This is a genomic window from Clostridium mobile (assembly GCF_018918285.1).
Lineage (GTDB): Bacteria > Bacillota > Clostridia > Clostridiales > Clostridiaceae > Clostridium_AW > Clostridium_AW mobile.
The window spans coordinates 59,323-75,539 of the sequence record NZ_JAHLQF010000003.1 but is presented as its reverse complement, the minus strand read 5'-3'; the positions used below and the strand labels follow the sequence as shown (position 1 = coordinate 75,539).

18 protein-coding genes are annotated in these 16,217 nt (G+C 32.6%); all 18 read right to left on the bottom strand.

Translation table 11 applies throughout. The annotated features are described in order from the left end of the window. Positions 1–32: 32 nt before the first annotated feature. The 18 genes from citG to KQI86_RS12045 all read right to left on the bottom strand — a co-directional run bounded on the left by citG (position 33) and on the right by KQI86_RS12045 (position 16,214). Positions 33–938, bottom strand: coding sequence for a triphosphoribosyl-dephospho-CoA synthase CitG (citG, locus tag KQI86_RS12130; protein ID WP_216439654.1), 906 nt, complete (start codon positions 936–938; stop codon positions 33–35). 14 nt (positions 939–952) lie between these two features. Then, the gene (gene citX, locus KQI86_RS12125; RefSeq protein ID WP_216439653.1) at positions 953–1,468 is read right to left on the bottom strand and encodes a citrate lyase holo-[acyl-carrier protein] synthase; all 516 of its coding nucleotides are present in this window, start codon (positions 1,466–1,468) and stop codon (positions 953–955) included. A 1-nt stretch (position 1,469) separates the two neighbouring features. Further along, a complete protein-coding gene (gene citC, locus KQI86_RS12120; protein ID WP_216439652.1) occupies positions 1,470–2,513 on the bottom strand; it encodes a [citrate (pro-3S)-lyase] ligase in 1,044 nt (347 codons plus the stop codon). Between the two features lie 101 nt (positions 2,514–2,614). Continuing rightward, on the bottom strand, positions 2,615–4,156 hold the full coding sequence (gene citF, locus KQI86_RS12115; protein WP_216439651.1) for a citrate lyase subunit alpha: 1,542 nt from the start codon (positions 4,154–4,156) through the stop codon (positions 2,615–2,617). A gap of 40 nt (positions 4,157–4,196) precedes the next feature. After that, positions 4,197–5,072, bottom strand: a complete 876-nt coding sequence (locus KQI86_RS12110) for an HpcH/HpaI aldolase/citrate lyase family protein (protein ID WP_216439650.1) — start codon at positions 5,070–5,072, stop codon at positions 4,197–4,199. Positions 5,073–5,099: 27 nt separating this feature from the next. Beyond that, on the bottom strand, positions 5,100–5,363 hold the full coding sequence (gene citD, locus KQI86_RS12105) for a citrate lyase acyl carrier protein (protein ID WP_216439649.1): 264 nt from the start codon (positions 5,361–5,363) through the stop codon (positions 5,100–5,102). 84 nt (positions 5,364–5,447) lie between these two features. Beyond that, positions 5,448–6,005, bottom strand: coding sequence for a Fe-S-containing hydro-lyase (locus KQI86_RS12100; RefSeq protein ID WP_216439648.1), 558 nt, complete (start codon positions 6,003–6,005; stop codon positions 5,448–5,450). Positions 6,006–6,019: 14 nt separating this feature from the next. Continuing rightward, the gene (locus KQI86_RS12095) at positions 6,020–6,862 is read right to left on the bottom strand and encodes a fumarate hydratase (protein WP_216439647.1); all 843 of its coding nucleotides are present in this window, start codon (positions 6,860–6,862) and stop codon (positions 6,020–6,022) included. Between the two features lie 146 nt (positions 6,863–7,008). Next, positions 7,009–8,271: a methylaspartate ammonia-lyase gene (locus tag KQI86_RS12090; RefSeq protein ID WP_216439646.1), complete on the bottom strand. Its 1,263-nt coding sequence runs from the start codon at positions 8,269–8,271 to the stop codon at positions 7,009–7,011. A gap of 127 nt (positions 8,272–8,398) precedes the next feature. Then, a complete protein-coding gene (locus KQI86_RS12085; RefSeq protein WP_216439645.1) occupies positions 8,399–9,847 on the bottom strand; it encodes a methylaspartate mutase subunit E in 1,449 nt (482 codons plus the stop codon). A gap of 23 nt (positions 9,848–9,870) precedes the next feature. Beyond that, on the bottom strand, positions 9,871–11,259 hold the full coding sequence (gene glmL / locus KQI86_RS12080; RefSeq protein WP_216439644.1) for a methylaspartate mutase accessory protein GlmL: 1,389 nt from the start codon (positions 11,257–11,259) through the stop codon (positions 9,871–9,873). Between the two features lie 45 nt (positions 11,260–11,304). Beyond that, entirely contained in the window at positions 11,305–11,715 is a 411-nt protein-coding gene (mamA, locus tag KQI86_RS12075) for a methylaspartate mutase subunit S (RefSeq protein WP_216439643.1), read from the bottom strand. A 51-nt stretch (positions 11,716–11,766) separates the two neighbouring features. Then, on the bottom strand, positions 11,767–12,744 hold the full coding sequence (locus KQI86_RS12070) for a GntR family transcriptional regulator (protein ID WP_216440215.1): 978 nt from the start codon (positions 12,742–12,744) through the stop codon (positions 11,767–11,769). Positions 12,745–12,870: 126 nt separating this feature from the next. Then, on the bottom strand, positions 12,871–13,506 hold the full coding sequence (gene cwlD / locus KQI86_RS12065; protein WP_425514384.1) for an N-acetylmuramoyl-L-alanine amidase CwlD: 636 nt from the start codon (positions 13,504–13,506) through the stop codon (positions 12,871–12,873). Positions 13,507–13,678: 172 nt separating this feature from the next. After that, the gene (rpsI, locus tag KQI86_RS12060) at positions 13,679–14,071 is read right to left on the bottom strand and encodes a 30S ribosomal protein S9 (protein ID WP_216439641.1); all 393 of its coding nucleotides are present in this window, start codon (positions 14,069–14,071) and stop codon (positions 13,679–13,681) included. A gap of 31 nt (positions 14,072–14,102) precedes the next feature. Further along, complete coding sequence (gene rplM, locus KQI86_RS12055) at positions 14,103–14,537, bottom strand: 50S ribosomal protein L13 (protein ID WP_216439640.1); 435 nt, start codon at positions 14,535–14,537, stop codon at positions 14,103–14,105. 138 nt (positions 14,538–14,675) lie between these two features. After that, positions 14,676–15,416: a tRNA pseudouridine(38-40) synthase TruA gene (gene truA / locus KQI86_RS12050; protein ID WP_216439639.1), complete on the bottom strand. Its 741-nt coding sequence runs from the start codon at positions 15,414–15,416 to the stop codon at positions 14,676–14,678. After that, positions 15,417–16,214, bottom strand: coding sequence for an energy-coupling factor transporter transmembrane component T family protein (locus tag KQI86_RS12045; RefSeq protein ID WP_216439638.1), 798 nt, complete (start codon positions 16,212–16,214; stop codon positions 15,417–15,419). It lies immediately after the preceding gene. Between the last annotated feature and the right edge of the window lie 3 nt (positions 16,215–16,217).

Below are 16,217 nucleotides of genomic sequence, written 5' to 3'. Positions count from 1 at the left end.
TCTCAATTAAATAAAATTTACTTCGCAATTTCTTATAAGTTATTCATATATTTTTCCACTAGATAAAAGAACACTGTAATTGCTAACAAGTCTGCACTTCCACCTGGACTTATTCTTCTTTTTATAAAATCTTTATCTAGATTGTATATAGCTTCTCTTCCCTCATCTGTTCTTACTCCACCTATTTTAATTATATTCTTAGCTTTTTCATTAATCTCTTTTAAAGTAGCTAAGGAATGCCTATGTAAAATGTTTGAATCCTCTGAGTATTGCATAATACCTAATAAAGTATTCACTAATCTATCATTTTTATCTAAATCCATGCTTTCTTTATAAAAATCTAATGCGAACTCGAAAACTATAGGTACACCTTTTTCGATTTCACCTCTAACCCCTTCTATTCCGTGAAGAAGATATAATTTTTCACCGTAGGATAGTTTTTTATCTTGTAACATTTCCTCATTTAGAATACTTCCTTCAAAGTTCCTTTTCAGCGGCAGAAGTTCTTTTTCTACTAATCCATGACACATATGAATTATTGTATTTCTTATTTCCTTAAAATCCTTTTTATTATAAATTACATTTCCAGCTGCTACACAGGAAATACCCATTAAAAATAACATTCCTTTATGAGTGTTTACTCCTTCTGTCTTTTGGAACATAGCTTTTTCACCTTCTATTCCAATTGTTCTAGCAGCATTTAGTAGTTCTTCTGGGGAACTTTTTGAAAATCCTACTTCTGTGCATAGAGTTAAATACTTTATTAATGCACAAGTACTTTCTATAAAAGTATAGTGATCCATATCATTATGAGCACCAGTGGATACAGTAGACACTAAGCCTGGAGATGGATGGCAAGCTACTTCATATAACATTGCTTGTGCTGCCAAGCTACTTATATCAAAGGATATATCATGTATATTGTGGGATTTAAACATATAATCTCTCCAAACTATAAAATAATTTTTTTAACATATTCATTATATTTCTCGTTAATAAAGCTTATTACCTCTTCAAGTTTATGTTTCCTTGATCTTACACAATTTTGAGCATTATCTCCGCATAAAAAACATTTCCTGCCATTATATCCTAATTGTTTTCTGCTTATACCATTTCCAAGATTGTCATATACATCTATATCCACACATCTACCAAGTATATGATTTTCTTCTACATCTATTGTTTTGATTTTTATTTCCTCGGCAATATTTTCTATAATCATTGTGACTACGGGACCTTCTGCGGTAATTTCATGGCTTTCATATACAATTTGTTCTACAAACTTATTAATTATTTCCTTTTTCATTACCTCAGCAATATTTCTTGTCAAAGAATTATCCTTTTCTGCGCCTGGATAGTTTACCCTTAATGAAATTAAAGGTAAATTATACTCTTCTATCAATTTTTGTTGAAACTCTACTCTTTCTTCTCTGGCAATAAGCACATCTTCAGCTTTATATTTCTTCATATCAATGGGGAGAATTACTTTTTTTAATCTTCTCCACAATCTCCTTTCCTCTTTCTGTATTTAAAAAATTCCATGTTACTTCTGGTATCATATTCTTTGCTTCTTCTATTTTACCTTCTTTTATATAATTTCTTACCTTTGAAGCACTAATAAAGCTTCCTTCATATTCTTTTCGCTTTATTATTTCCAAATCCATACCCCATTTAGGTAATATTTCCTTTAATGTTTGGTTATAAGCATTAGTCACATTACAATATGGTTCTTCTCCAACTAATCTTTTCTTAATATTAAGTTTGCTACCAAAGTATTTTCCGAATATTCCTGCATCTATTTCTGCATAAGCTTTTAATCTTACATCTTCTTGCCTTATAAAATATGTTGGAAAGGTTGCAGATGATATTATATATTCTCCGCCAGGTATAACTTTAACATTTTTTAAATCCTTTGTCCCTTCTTTTACAAGACTATATCTTTCTTTGAATGGGAATAATGATTTATCTTCCTCAACTATAAATATTAGTACTTCTTCACATGCATTAGATGCCTGTTCAATTAAATATCTATGCCCTAATGTGAAAGGGTTACAGTTCATTACCAAAGCTCCCTTAGAAGTATTTAAATCTATATTATGTTCCTTAATCATTTTATCTAAAGCTTTATTTATGTCATAAAGGCCATACTCTAAAAATATTGCATCTTCAGCTTCGTATATAACCTTAAAATTAAGTGATGTAAATATTTTGACTTTATCTGGCTTTGTAAATATAAAGCTATGATAAATACCCTCTTCAAAAAGTTTGTCTATTAAATTAGATATCAATGTAGAAGTTACATTTTCACCTCTTAAATCGTCAGAAACTGCAAAACACTTAAATATATTTTTAGCCTTTGAGCAGGTAGCTTTAATTTTCCCCTCTTGTCTAACTACTACTGTGTAATCTACATCATCGTCCAACTTTAGCCCAAACTCTTCTAAAAAGTTATGAACTTCTAATCTTTCTTCTGAATTTTTTAGATTTATTTTGTTTACTTGTACACCAAACATACTATTCACCTTCTTTTTTATACTATACTTTATTATAACCCATTATATTTAAATAAAAAATATGGACTGTAATGAATAAACAGTCCATATTTTTATTTATATTATTCTAATGCTTTCTTTACAACGTCAATTACAGTACCATCTCTATATTCAACTACTGCAACAATTTCATCTGATACTTCTATCGCTTCTGGCTTTCCTGTCATTTTTTCAGCTATAGCTTTTAATTCTTCTATTGTGTATACAGGAAGATTTGTTTCTTTTAATTTTTCAATTAAATCTGTTCTTCTTGGGTTAACAGCTATACCTCTTTCAGTTACTAATACGTCTATACTTTCACCTGGAGTAGTAACTGTAGTTACTCTATCCTTTATGATTGGTAATCTTGCTTTCACAAGGTTAGTAACAATTATTGCAAGTTTTGATCCTGCCGCTGTATCACTGTGTCCACCGGAACCACCCATGATAACACCATCAGAACCAGTTGTTACGTTAACGTTGAAGTTGGTATCTATTTCTGTAGCACCAAGTATCATAACATCAAGGTTATTTACAACTGCTCCTTTATTGTGTGGGTTACCATACATGGAAGATGACATTGCCATATGTGCAGGGTTCTTTTTGAATGATTCTGCCGCCTGAAGGTCAAAGCACTGTACGTCAAATATAGCTCTGAATAATCCTTCTTCAAACATATCAACGATGTATCCAGTTACTCCACCTGCAGCAAAGCTTCCTACAACACCTTTTGCTTTCATTATTTCTTTTAATTCAGCTGCAACAGCAAGTGATGTTCCACCTGCTCCTGTCTGGAAAGATAATCCGTCTTTTATTAATCCTGAAGCTTCAATTACTTCAGTAGCCATTTTAGCTATCTTTAATCCTACTGGATCTTTTGTTATTCTTGTTGTTCCTGAAACTATTCCAGCTGGATTCCCTATGGAATCAACTTCTACAACATAGTCAACAAAAATTTGGGTGATTTGTATTGGTGAAGCTGGATATGGTACTAAATTATCAGTGATGGCTACAACCTTATCTGCATATTCAGCGTCAGATTCTGCATATCCTAGTGCACCACATGCGGATTTTCCTTCTGTTCCATTTAAGTTTCCGTATGTATCAGCTGTTGGAGCTGCAACAAAAGCAACATCAATGTGAAGATCTCCGCTTTCGATGGCTCTTGGTCTTCCACCATGAGTCATCATAACTGCTGGTCTTTTTAACGCTCCTTTTGAAATTGCTTCAGCTACTGGACCAGACATATAGTTTGCATATATACCTGTAACTATTCCTTTTTTCATGTATTCCACAAGTGGTTCATGGATTGGGAATATAGAGCTTGCTGCAATTGTAATATCTTTTATCCCCTTTTTAGCTATTGCTTCCATAACCATGTTTAATACATAGTCACCATTTCTTAAATGGTGATGGAAAGAAATTGTCATTCCATCTTTTAATTCTACTTTATCTAAAGCTTCTTCTATATTTGCTAATACCTTGTTATCTCCTGGTATTACACTTTTAACCTTAACGGATTTTTTTTCTGCTATGCCACAATTAGCAAAAGCGCCTTCAAATGGCTTTACTTTACCGTAGCCTTCTATAACTTCTGGTATTTCTCTGCCAAGAATGTTTTTCATCCTAATCCCTCGCTTTATAAATTTAATTTACAATTACTGACTATTTAATAAGTCCTAAGTTTTTAGCTAAATCAACAGTTGTTATAGCTCTGTTGATTACAGGAGCATCAATCATTTTTCCATCTAAAGAGAATACTCCTATTCCTTTAGCAAAAGCTTCATCTCTCGCTTCAAGCACTCTAATAGCATATTTAATCTCATTTTCAGTTGGATTATATACTGAGTGAATAGTTTCAACCTGTCTAGGATTTATGGAAGCTTTTCCTGTAAATCCTATTTTCTTAGCTTTCATTGTATCTAGTCTTAATCCTTCATAATCATTTGTATCAGTAAATGGTGTATCTATAGCATCTATTCTAGCTGCTCTGCAAGCTGCCGCAAATCTGCATCTAGCATAGTAAATTTCGTCACTCTCTTTAGTTCTCTTTATTCCAAAATCAGAAGTTAAATCTTCTGCACCTAGAAGTAATCCAACTAATCTATCTGTTGATGTTGCAACATCATAAACAGTTTCTAATCCATAAGCTGTCTCAATAAGTCCAAATAGTTTTATACTTCCTTTTTCAAATCCTTCTTCTTCTTCAACTTTTGTTATTATTTCATTTGCTTCTTGCATTTGTTCTTTTGTAGCTTTTGGTACTAATATTGTATCAGGCTTAACTCTAGCTATTGTTTCTAAGTCTGTTGGTCCAAATTCAGTATCTAGTGGATTAATTCTTACAACTAATTCTACTTGTGAATAGTCTATATTTTTTATAGCGCCGCTAACTAATGTTCTTGCAGCATCTTTTTCTGTTAAACTAACAGCATCCTCCAAGTCTAGTATTACAGCGTCTGCTCCAAGTATTGGTGCATTTTGAAGCATTCCTGGATTGTTACCAGGCATAAATAGCATAGTTCTTCTTAACTTTTTCATGGATAATCTCACCTCAATCTTACATTATTATTGTGCTCTTTTAACAGCTGTTTCTAATCTTGCTTTTATAGTATAGTCAAGAGCTCCTTTATCCTGCGCTTGAATTTTTACTCCATCAAGTTCTAATTCTTTTGCACTTTCTAATAATACTTTCTTTATTTGAGCTCCAAATTGTTTCATAACGATACTTTCAAGTTCTAACTCTACTCCTGGTTCATCTTTTGGCATTACCATGATAAGTATGTCATTTGATTCTAGAGTTCCAGCTTTAGCTATTTTATTAACTTTCATCTTTAACCTTCCTTTCCGTAATCAACAACTGAAAACTGAAGATAGGTATCTTCAGTTTCAATTATTAATATTTACTATAAGTTATTACTTTAAACTATCTAAATATTGTTTTTGACCAATTTCATATAAGTTGTTTCCTTCTGAATCTATAACAACAACTACTGGTAGGTCTTCAACTTCTAATCTTCTTAAAGCTTCAGCTCCTAGATCTTCATAGCAAACTATTTCAGCTTTCTTAACGGATTTTCCCATTAAAGCAGCAGCTCCACCGATTGCAGCAAAGTAAACACCTGTGTTTCTCTTTATTGCATCTATAACTTCTTTTGATCTTAAGCCTTTTCCTATCATTCCTTTTAATCCGACATCAAGAAGTCTTGGAGCATATGGATCCATTCTATAGCTTGTAGTTGGGCCTGCTGATCCTATTGGCTGGCCTGGCTTAGCTGGTGATGGTCCAACATAATATATTATTTGATCTTTTAAATCTACTGGAAGTTCTTCTCCCTTATCCAATAAATCAACTAATCTTTTATGACCAGCATCTCTTGATGTATATATAACTCCTGATAGTAATACTGAATCTCCTGCTTTTAAATCTTTAACTTTTTCAGCAGTTAATGGAGTAGTAATTCTTTTTTCCATTACATGGCACCCCCCTAAAATTCTACACTCTTATGTCTAGTAACGTGACAGTTAATATTAACAGCTACTGGAAGTCCTGCTATATGAGTAGCATATGTCTCAATATTTACAGCTAATGCTGTAGTAAGACCTCCGAATCCCTGTGGTCCTATTCCTGTTGCGTTTATCATTTCTAATAATTCTGCTTCTAGTTCTGCATAGAATGGGTTAGAATTTCTCTCATCTAATGATCTCATTAATGCTTTCTTTGCTAAATTAGCTGACTTATCAAAAGTTCCTCCTATACCAACTCCAACGACTATTGGTGGACATGGGTTAGGACCAGCATCTTTTACAACCTTTAAAACGAAGTCTTTAACACCTTGTAATCCATCAGCTGGTTTTAACATTTTTAACTGGCTCATATTTTCTGAACCGAATCCTTTTGGAGCAACAGTTATTTTTAATTTATCTCCTGGTACTATGTCATAGTATATTATAGCTGGAGTATTATCTTTAGTATTTACTCTTTCTATTGGATCTCCAACAACAGACTTTCTTAAATATCCGTCTGCGTAACCCTGTCTTACACCTTCATTAATTGCATCTTCAAGGTTTCCACCAACAACATGAACGTCCTGTCCCATTTCAACAAACACACATGCTACTCCTGTATCCTGACATGCTGGCATATCTTCTTTATCGGATATATCAACGTTAACTAATATTTTTTCCATTATGCCTTTAGCCATTCCCCAGTTTTCTTTGTTTGTGTATTCTTCTAATTTAGTTTTAACGTCAGCTGGTAGTCTATAGTTCGCTTCTATACATAGTTCTCTTATTGACTTTGTTATATCTGAAACATGTACTTCTTTCATAGACTCATTATTTACCTTACAAGTCACCTTACTCCTGACTTGTGAGATAAATACCTCCCTTCATAATTTTGATAATTAAGTAATTATAGTGGAAAAGGCAGTTTATAAATTAAACCGCCTTTTCAAAGTTTATACCAAACTAATTATTAGCAGCAACAGCATTTAGATTTTTTTGATCTGTTTACTCTAGCTAATACTCTGTTCATTTCATTCTTAACAATCATGTATCCTTCGTCAACACCCATACCTGGTTTTGCAAGAACTTGTTTAGCTCCACAAGCCATAGCTATGTTAGTTGTAACTTCAGCGGATCTATTAGTTTCATTACAAGTTCCACCACAGTAAGCTCCTATTCCGTTAGCTTTACAGTACATTATAGCGTCTGCTATATTGTTAACTCCACCAAGGTCTGGAGTCTTAATTTGAACCATGTGACCAGCTTTATTATCTGTGAAGAATTTAATATCTTCAACAGTGTTACACCATTCGTCAGCAACTAGTTCTACTTTTATTCCTCTTCCGTCTAATTCAGCTCTTAAGTCTCTCATAGCTTCCATTTGTTTTTGTCTTTCTTCAACGTCCATTGGTCCTTCGATTCTTAATGCAAATGGTTTAGCTGCTTCTTCTAATGTTGCAAGATAATCAGCCATAGCTTTTATATCAACATTAAATGCTGCTCCAATTGTTCCATAAACGTCTATGTGGAATATTGGATTGTAGTCTTCTCTAACTCTTAATTTTAATATTCTGTCTCTTAACCATTTAACGTATTCAAGAAGTTTTTCTCCCTTTAATCCTAACTTTTCTTCAACGTTGTTGATTAATGCGTGTGGTAATACTTCTGCTTCTTTGATTATCATCTTGTCAGCATTGATATATCTGTCATCACCTGATTGAGTGAATACTGGAATGTATGAAATTTCTCCACCTGCATTGTATTCATCTCTTATAACTTCAGCCATAGTAACTTTCTTAGCTTTAGCTACTGCATCAAGTATAGCTTGAGTTATACCATATCTGATAGCAGTATGTAATCTGTTACCATTAATAGTCATTTTATCAAATTCTTCAGCTAATTCTTTAAAGCTATTTAATTCTCTTCCAATTAATTTTGGAGCTATTTCTTTTTCTATAACAGGTATAAAATCAGCAGCTAAGAATAATGGGTCCCTTCCGCCTGCTCCTGAGTATTGAACAGCTGCACAATCTCCGTGAGCAACTTGACCATCTTCAAGAATGAATTGAACAGAAATTGATTCACCTTTTTGTCTTACTTGAGTAAATCCTTCTGTTACAGCTTCTCCAACGTAAGCGAAACCATCATGTCCTGCTCCTTTTTTGATTGCTCTCTGGTCGTCAAAATAGAATCCAGTATAGCCTGCGCTACAAATAACGTCAACAATTTTCATAATTTTTCACCTGTCCCTTTTTTAAAATTTAATGTATTTATTATACATATATGAATCACATTTATTGTTGAATATTAATTTAACAATAAATGTGATTGCAATCTATTTATATTCAGAGAATTTTATATTATGGTCTTCCTATAAGTCTTCCCTTACCAACAGCGAAGATATCATCTATAACCATTTGGAAGCTTACTTCTCTTCCTTCAAATTTAGATCTTTCAGCTAATCTTTCTCTGTTATAGTTCTTTAATTCTTCAGTAAATGGAATGTTACCAAATTCTAAGTATCTAACGCATCCTAAGTTATCTCTTACTGGTAACATTTTACCTGCATTATATTTGCTTGGTCCGAATGGTATATCCATAACACCAGTTTCAAATGCCTTAACAACACCAACAGCTAAATCGCCTTTTCCTAATTCGTATACTTTATCAAGTATGCATTTAGTTTCAGCTTTGATTATAGCCATTTCAGTTTCTAATTCTTTTGACATTGGCATTCTTTGTCCTTCTAACATGTTTAATGCCATCTTTGTAGCTTTGATACCAGCAGCGTTAGCTTCTTTTGTTGGTATACCAATAGCTTCGTGTGGAGTCTTAACTATAACTTTAGTTGCTCCTGCTAATGAAGCTATTGTTGTAGCTGTTACGATAACTCCAAATGCTTTACTTTCATCTTGTGGGAATCCACCCATCCATTGATGGAATACTGTAGTTACGATTACATCGTTATATCCGTAAGCTTTTAAGTATTCATTTGTCTGCTCTTCTAAACATCTTAATGCAGCTATATCTTGAAGCATATTTCCACATTCACCGTATCCAACAGTGATGTTTTTAACTCCCTGTTCAGCAGCAAGTAATGCTTCTGTAATTCCTACTGCATTTGACATTGATGGTGGTACTAATGTTCCAGTTAATGGTCCAAATGGTTCTCTGTTAATGTGAACTCCTTGTTCTTCATAGAAACCAACAAGTCTATCACAATACTGCCAATCTTTTAAACATTTATCTATTGGAACTGACTTAGCGTATGGAATATTGTAGGAGATACCGCCACCTTCATTTGAAGTGTATCCACCAGCAGTCATTATTTCAGCAAGTAATCTTGCATCTGGTGTGCCGTGTCTTATTTGTAGTGGTAAGTCAACTGCTTCTAAAACCTTTCTACAACCTTGAACACCGTGGTTAACCCCTGGGAAACCATTTAATAAGGATCTTCCAGCTTTTATACTTTCTTGAATACCAATTTCGCATTCTTCATATCTATTTTGTCTTGTGTATGCATCGATTGTTGAAGGTAGTAAATCTGCTCCACCTTCATCTTGTAAATGTTTTAATAATGTAATATGTTCATCAAGTAATGCAACACCTGCTCTTGGCTGAGCTAAAGTTATCCCCGCTTCTTTTGCTCTAACTAATTTATCAGCAAAGTTCTTTTCTGTTGGTACCTTCTTTAAGTAATCCACAGCTTCCTGTAAGTCTACGTCTTTACCTGTTGGCCACTGTTTTAATACTTCTTCTCTTTCTTTAAAAAACTGCTCATCTGTCCATTTTTTATTCTTAAGTTCCACTTGAAATTCCCTCCTATCAAACTTTAAACCTTAATTAAGTATTTTTTCATTATTCTAATAGCTTTTTCTGGATGGTCCTCAGCTAAAAGCCCCATAGCAGACAAAATATAAGTTTTGTCTATTAAACAATCAGGATTCTGTGGTTTTAAATGAGTAGGGTCAGTCATATCAAATGTTCCAGCTTTCAATATATCTCCTGGTTTTTCACTGTGTATTAACACTCCACCAGTACCAATTAAGCACTTCACATTCAATAAGTCCTTACCAATTTGACTATAAAGAACTCCCATTGGGGTATACATGCTTTCTATATATCCTACATGTCTTTCCATAGCTATATCGGTAGCGACCTTTGCCATCGCCTCATCAAATTTTATTTCTTCTCCTGATTGAGGAACCATTCTTATATTCTCAGCTCTAAATTTACAACTTGCTTCCACATCTATTGATGGGTCACATAAGTATTTTTGAACTTTTCTTGTTCCCGCAGCTTCCCATAGTGAAACTGCAGAATATCTCATTCCAAGGTCTCCTTCAACAGTTCTTTTTGCAAAAGGTTCTTCAAGTCCTCTTAGCGTAACACCTGGTTTCGATGGCTCACCATCAGCAATTGAGTGTATATCTGTAGTAGCACCTCCAATGTCTACTACCACTAAGTCTCCTACACCGTCTTCCTTATCAGTACCTTCTGAAAGCACTCTAGCTGCTTTTAACACTGCCGCCGGAGTTGGCATAAGAATTCCGCTGATAAAATTTTCAGCATTACCCATACCTTTTGCTTCTACTATTCTTTTCATAAATATTTGTCTAATTTCTTCCCTTGCAGGTTCTACATTTAAAACGTTTAGCTTTGGCATTACGTTATCAGTAATCCTGTAAAACATACCGGCTTGGTTAAATATTTCAGTTATTTCATCATTCGCTATTTTATTTCCAGCAACTACAATTGGTAGAGTAACACCATGTTTAGCCAACATTTTTGCATTGTGAATTATACATTCTTTGTTTCCACCATCTGTACCACCAGCTAAAAGTATTATATCAAGATTTGAGTTTTTAATTTCCTCAACTTCCTTATTAGTTAATTCATAACTATAAACATTTAATACTCTCGCTCCTGCTCCAAGGGCAGCCCTTTTTGCAGCTTCAGCAGTCAAATCTGGTACTAGCCCTATAGCTATCATCTTTAATCCACCAGCAGCTGAAGAACATGCTAATTTTTTAACAAAATTAACTTCTTTGTCTTTTAATTGCTCCATTAGCTTTTCATATGCATTATTAAATCCAACCATTATGTCGCTTTCGATAGTAGTGATGTCTTTTGCTGTAGCTAATATTTCTTCATTTTCCATATCAACTGCAGTAAGTTTTGTATAGGTGCTACCAAAGTCTAAAAGCAAATAAGCATCCACCTTAATCAACTCCTAAACAACTGCAAAATACAGCTCTTAATTTTTTTATAGTCCAAAATCTTCTTTTAAATGTTCAATTCCAACTTCTGGCGCTGTTCCTGGTGCATATACTCTGTTGTATCCCATGTCTAAGAATCTTTGTTCAACGTCTGGCCAGTTTTGTTTTCCAACAACTATGTTTCCACCTACATAAAGGATTATTCCTTCTAATCCAGCTTCATCACATTTCTGTCTTAAACCTTTACAGTCAATTTCTCCCTGTCCATATAGGGATGATACTAAAATAGCTTCTGCTTTAGTTTCTATAGCAGCATTGATAAAGTCTTCCTGTGATGATAAAACTCCTATGTTAATAACATTGAAGCCTGCATTTGTAAATGAGTGGTCTAATATTTTGTTACCAACTGCATGACAGTCTGAACCAATTACTCCAAGGACAATTGTCTTTTTTTCCATCTCTAAAACCTCCTAGATAAATTAATATATATTATATATTTTATCACAAGCTTATTTTGAGTATTTAATTTCTAGCAACTTTGATTTTAGTGCTTTTACAGATCCATCGTCTAAATTATATAAAAAATCTATTATTTCTTTTTTCCCATAATCTAATTCGTAAACATCGTTATATCTTCCTGGTGAAGCTATAATTACGTTAGAATTTTTTATAATTCTGGCTAATTCTTCTTTATCAACTGAATTAGTGTATTCAATATTTATATTTGATAATCCAGCCTTTTCTAATGCGTCTCTAACTTTAAACTTAAACTCTTCTGATATACAGACAAAAGCAAACTTAGTTCCAATTGGGAATCTTGCGATTCTGACTATAGTTTCTAAGTTTGGAGTAATAGCAACACCTAATACCTTTTTATTATAATTCCTAGTAAATCTTCTAACTTCGTTTACATGGTTAAATGTTGTAATAATAATCTGACACTTTTCTAGTAATTCTTCAGTTTCCTTTTCCATAGATCTTAAATCGTTTACTGTAACTGGTTTAAAGTCTATATTAGTTCTTTCTTTTAACTGCTTAGCAAAAATTCTAGATTGTTCTATATTACATTCCACATATAACCCGCTTATTTCATCAATTAATTTTCTTTTTTCCTCTATTCGTTCTGTTACCATCTCTATAAATTCTTCTGCATCTATACCAGATTCAATGGCTTCCTCAAAGGCTAAATCTACAAACTTATTAATTTTCTCTTTAATATCTTCATCTTTCCATAGCTTAACTTCTTCAGCTACAAACGTGCCTCTTCCTTGATATGATTTAAGAACACCTTCTCCTTCTAATTCTCTATAAGCCATACTTACTGTATTTCTGCTTATTTGAAGATTTTCAGATAACTCTCTCTCTGTTGGCATCTTAAACCCTACTTTTAAGGCTCCATCTTTGATTAAATCCATTATTTGCTTTTTAACCTGTAAATATAAAGGTACTTTATTTCCTTTATCTATTGAAATCTGAATATAAATCACTCCCAAAAGCTTATAAGTAAAGTTGCCTAATGGACTAATCCATTAACCAAATTAATGATAACATAACCTTCGTCCAATATCAATATATTTTTAAAAAAGATGAAATTTTTTTAAGTTTTTGTTTATTTAGTTATTATTATGATATTCATTGACGGAATTTGCGATTATTTGTGCTATTTTTAATTGATAGTTACTATCTTTTAGCTTCTTTTCCTCTTCATAATTAGATAAAAAACCACACTCTACTATTACAGATGGAACCTCATCTACTCCACGTAATATCTTATAATCATTATTTGCAGGTTTTTCCATTCTGTTGTTAGTTTCATCTAGATGCTTCTTAAAATTGGACTGAATCAATGAGGCCAATTTTTTACTATTATCATTACTGGAATACCAAACTTGGGCTCCATAATATTTGCTTTGAGGAAACATATTTAGATGAATGCTAATAAACATACTGCAATTGCTTTCCTTTTTCATTTTACACCTATTATTTAAATCCTCAATTTTCCTTTCTCTTACTGTCCCTTTCTCACCGTTTAGTCCCTTATCTTCTTCTCTTGTCATAATAACTTTATAGCCACGCTTTTGAAGTTCCTCTTTTAGCATTAAACTTATACTTAAATTTATATCTTTTTCTATAGTACCATTTGGTGATACTGCACCTCCATCTATTCCTCCATGGCCTGGATCTATTAATATTATATGTTCCTCTTGATTTATAACCTTTGTTTTAGCTTGCATATTATAAGCTAACATTATTGTAAATACAATTATCACCATTACAAATGCTATTTTTTTATTTTTTATAAACATTTTTAACACCTCCAATAATATTAAATAGTGTTCTCATTTATATAATTTTTATTATATAAATTTATTATTGAAGACATAAAAAAAAGAGAGGTATAAACCTCTCCATTCTCCGAAACTATCTCTTTGAAAACTGTGGTGATCTTCTTGCTCCCTTAAGACCGTATTTCTTTCTTTCTTTCATTCTTGGGTCTCTTGTTACAAATCCAGCTTTCTTTAATTCTGGTTTTAACGTTTCATCAGCTTTAATTAAAGCTCTTGTTATACCATGTCTTATTGCTCCAGCCTGGCCTGTAAATCCACCACCATAAACATTTACTATAACGTCAAATTTTTCTTTAGTTCCAGTTAAAACTAATGGTTGATTTACTATAACTCTTAAAGTTTCTAACCCAAAATAATTTTCTATATCTCTTTTATTTATTGTTACTTTACCTTCACCAGGTACAAGTCTTACTCTAGCTATAGCTTTCTTTCTTCTTCCAGTTCCTAAATACTGAACTTTTGCCATTTCCATTCCTCCTTCTTCCAGCTCTTCCTAATTAGTATTGTAATTCTAATACTTCTGGTTTTTGAGCTTCGTGGTTATGTTCTGATCCTCTATATACCTTTAATTTCTTAGCCATTTGTCTTCCAAGTGGTCCTTTTGGAAGCATTCTTCTAACAGCTTCTTCAAATACAAATTCAGGTTTCTTTGCTATTGCTTCCTTATATGGAACTTCTTTCAATCCACCTGGGTATAATGAGTGATGTCTTAACATTTTTTGGTCTAATTTTTTTCCAGTTAAAACAACCTTCTCAGCATTTATGATGATAACATAATCTCCTGTATCTACATGTGGTGTAAATGTTGGTTTGTTTTTTCCTCTTAATATTGATGCAACTTGGCTTGCTACTCTTCCTAGTGGTTTTCCAGCAGCATCAACAACATACCATTTTCTCTCAACTTCTAGTGGTTTTGCAATGTATGATTTCATCTTTTTCCCTCCTTGAACTAATTACATAAATACATTCGTTCTATATAAAGATCCGGGGCTAGTGGATCTCTTATAATCTAAATACAAACATTTATATTATAATACAATCAACCTGGCGTGTCAATTAAATTCTCTTCTTTAGTAAAAAACTCTATCTAAGTATAATCCCCTAGCTGGAGCTGCTCTCCCAGCCTTTTGCCTGTCCTTTGCAGCTAAGATATCAATGATATCTTGAGGATTTTTTTTACCCATTCCAACTTGTATTAAAGTGCCAGTTATAATTCTAATCATATTATATAAAAACCCATCTCCCGTAATAGTAAATATAATGTTTTCTTCTTGTCTGAATACTTGACAATCCATAATAGTTCTCACAGAAGTTTTAACACTACTTCCTATGTTCTTAAATGAAGTAAAGTCATGAGTTCCTATAAAATATTTAGCAGCTTCATTCATGCTTACTATATCTAGTTCATTTCTCACATGATATGTATAGTTTCTTTCTATAGGAGAAGGCCATTGCCTGTTTAGTATTTTATATATATATCTTTTGCTTTTACAGCTATATCTAGAATGAAATTGTAAATCAACTTCTTCTGAACCTATTATAATAATATCTTCTGGTAATTTACTATTTATTGCATACTTAAACTTATCTCCTGAAATCTTGCTGCCTGTAAAAAAATTACCCACGAAACCTTTAGCATGAACCCCTGCATCCGTTCTGCTACATCCTATTATCTCTACATCTTCTTTAGTAATTTGTTTGATACTTTTTTCAATAACTTCTTGTATAGTGTTGGAATTATTTTTTTGCTTTTGCCATCCTGAATAGTTTGTTCCATCGTATTCTATAAGCAATTTTATATTTCTACTCATTTAAAATCTACTCCATATAGACAAGGCAACTAGTAAAACTATTATTATAAAAGCAATAGAATCCCTGTATGAAAACTTTAATTGTTTCATTCTAGTTCTCCCTTCCCCGCCTTTATAACATCTAGCTTCCATCGCCATAGATAATTCATCTGCTCTTCTAAAGGAGCTAATAAACAATGGTACCAATAATGGTATTAAGCTCTTAGCTCTTTGAATTATGTTTCCTGATTCAAAATCAGCACCTCTTGCCATTTGAGCTTTCATAATCTTATCTGTTTCATCAATTAATGTAGGAATAAATCTTAATGCTATGGTCATCATCATAGCTAATTCATGAGCTGGAACTCCAATTTTTCTTAAAGGATTTAACAGTTTTTCTATACCATCTGTTAATTCTATTGGAGATGTTGTTAATGTTAAAAGAGATGTTCCCATGATTAACAACACTAGCCTTAATACCATAAAAGCTGCTAATTTTAGCCCTTCTTCATATATTGTTATGAATCTACCCTCATAAATTGGTTTCCCCCCACTAGTCATGAAGACATTTAGTAGAGCTGTAATTATTATAAGGACAAATATAGGTTTTAAACCTTTATATATGAACTTAAATGGTACCTTTGAAATTGCTATGCATAATGCAGTAAAAAGTATAATAAATATATATCCTTTAAAGCTATTAACAATAAACAAATTTATTATAAATATTAAAGATATTAAAATTTTAGTTCTAGGATCCAGTTTATGAACAAAAGATTCACCAGGAATATATTGTCCTAATGTTATATCCTTAATCATGTA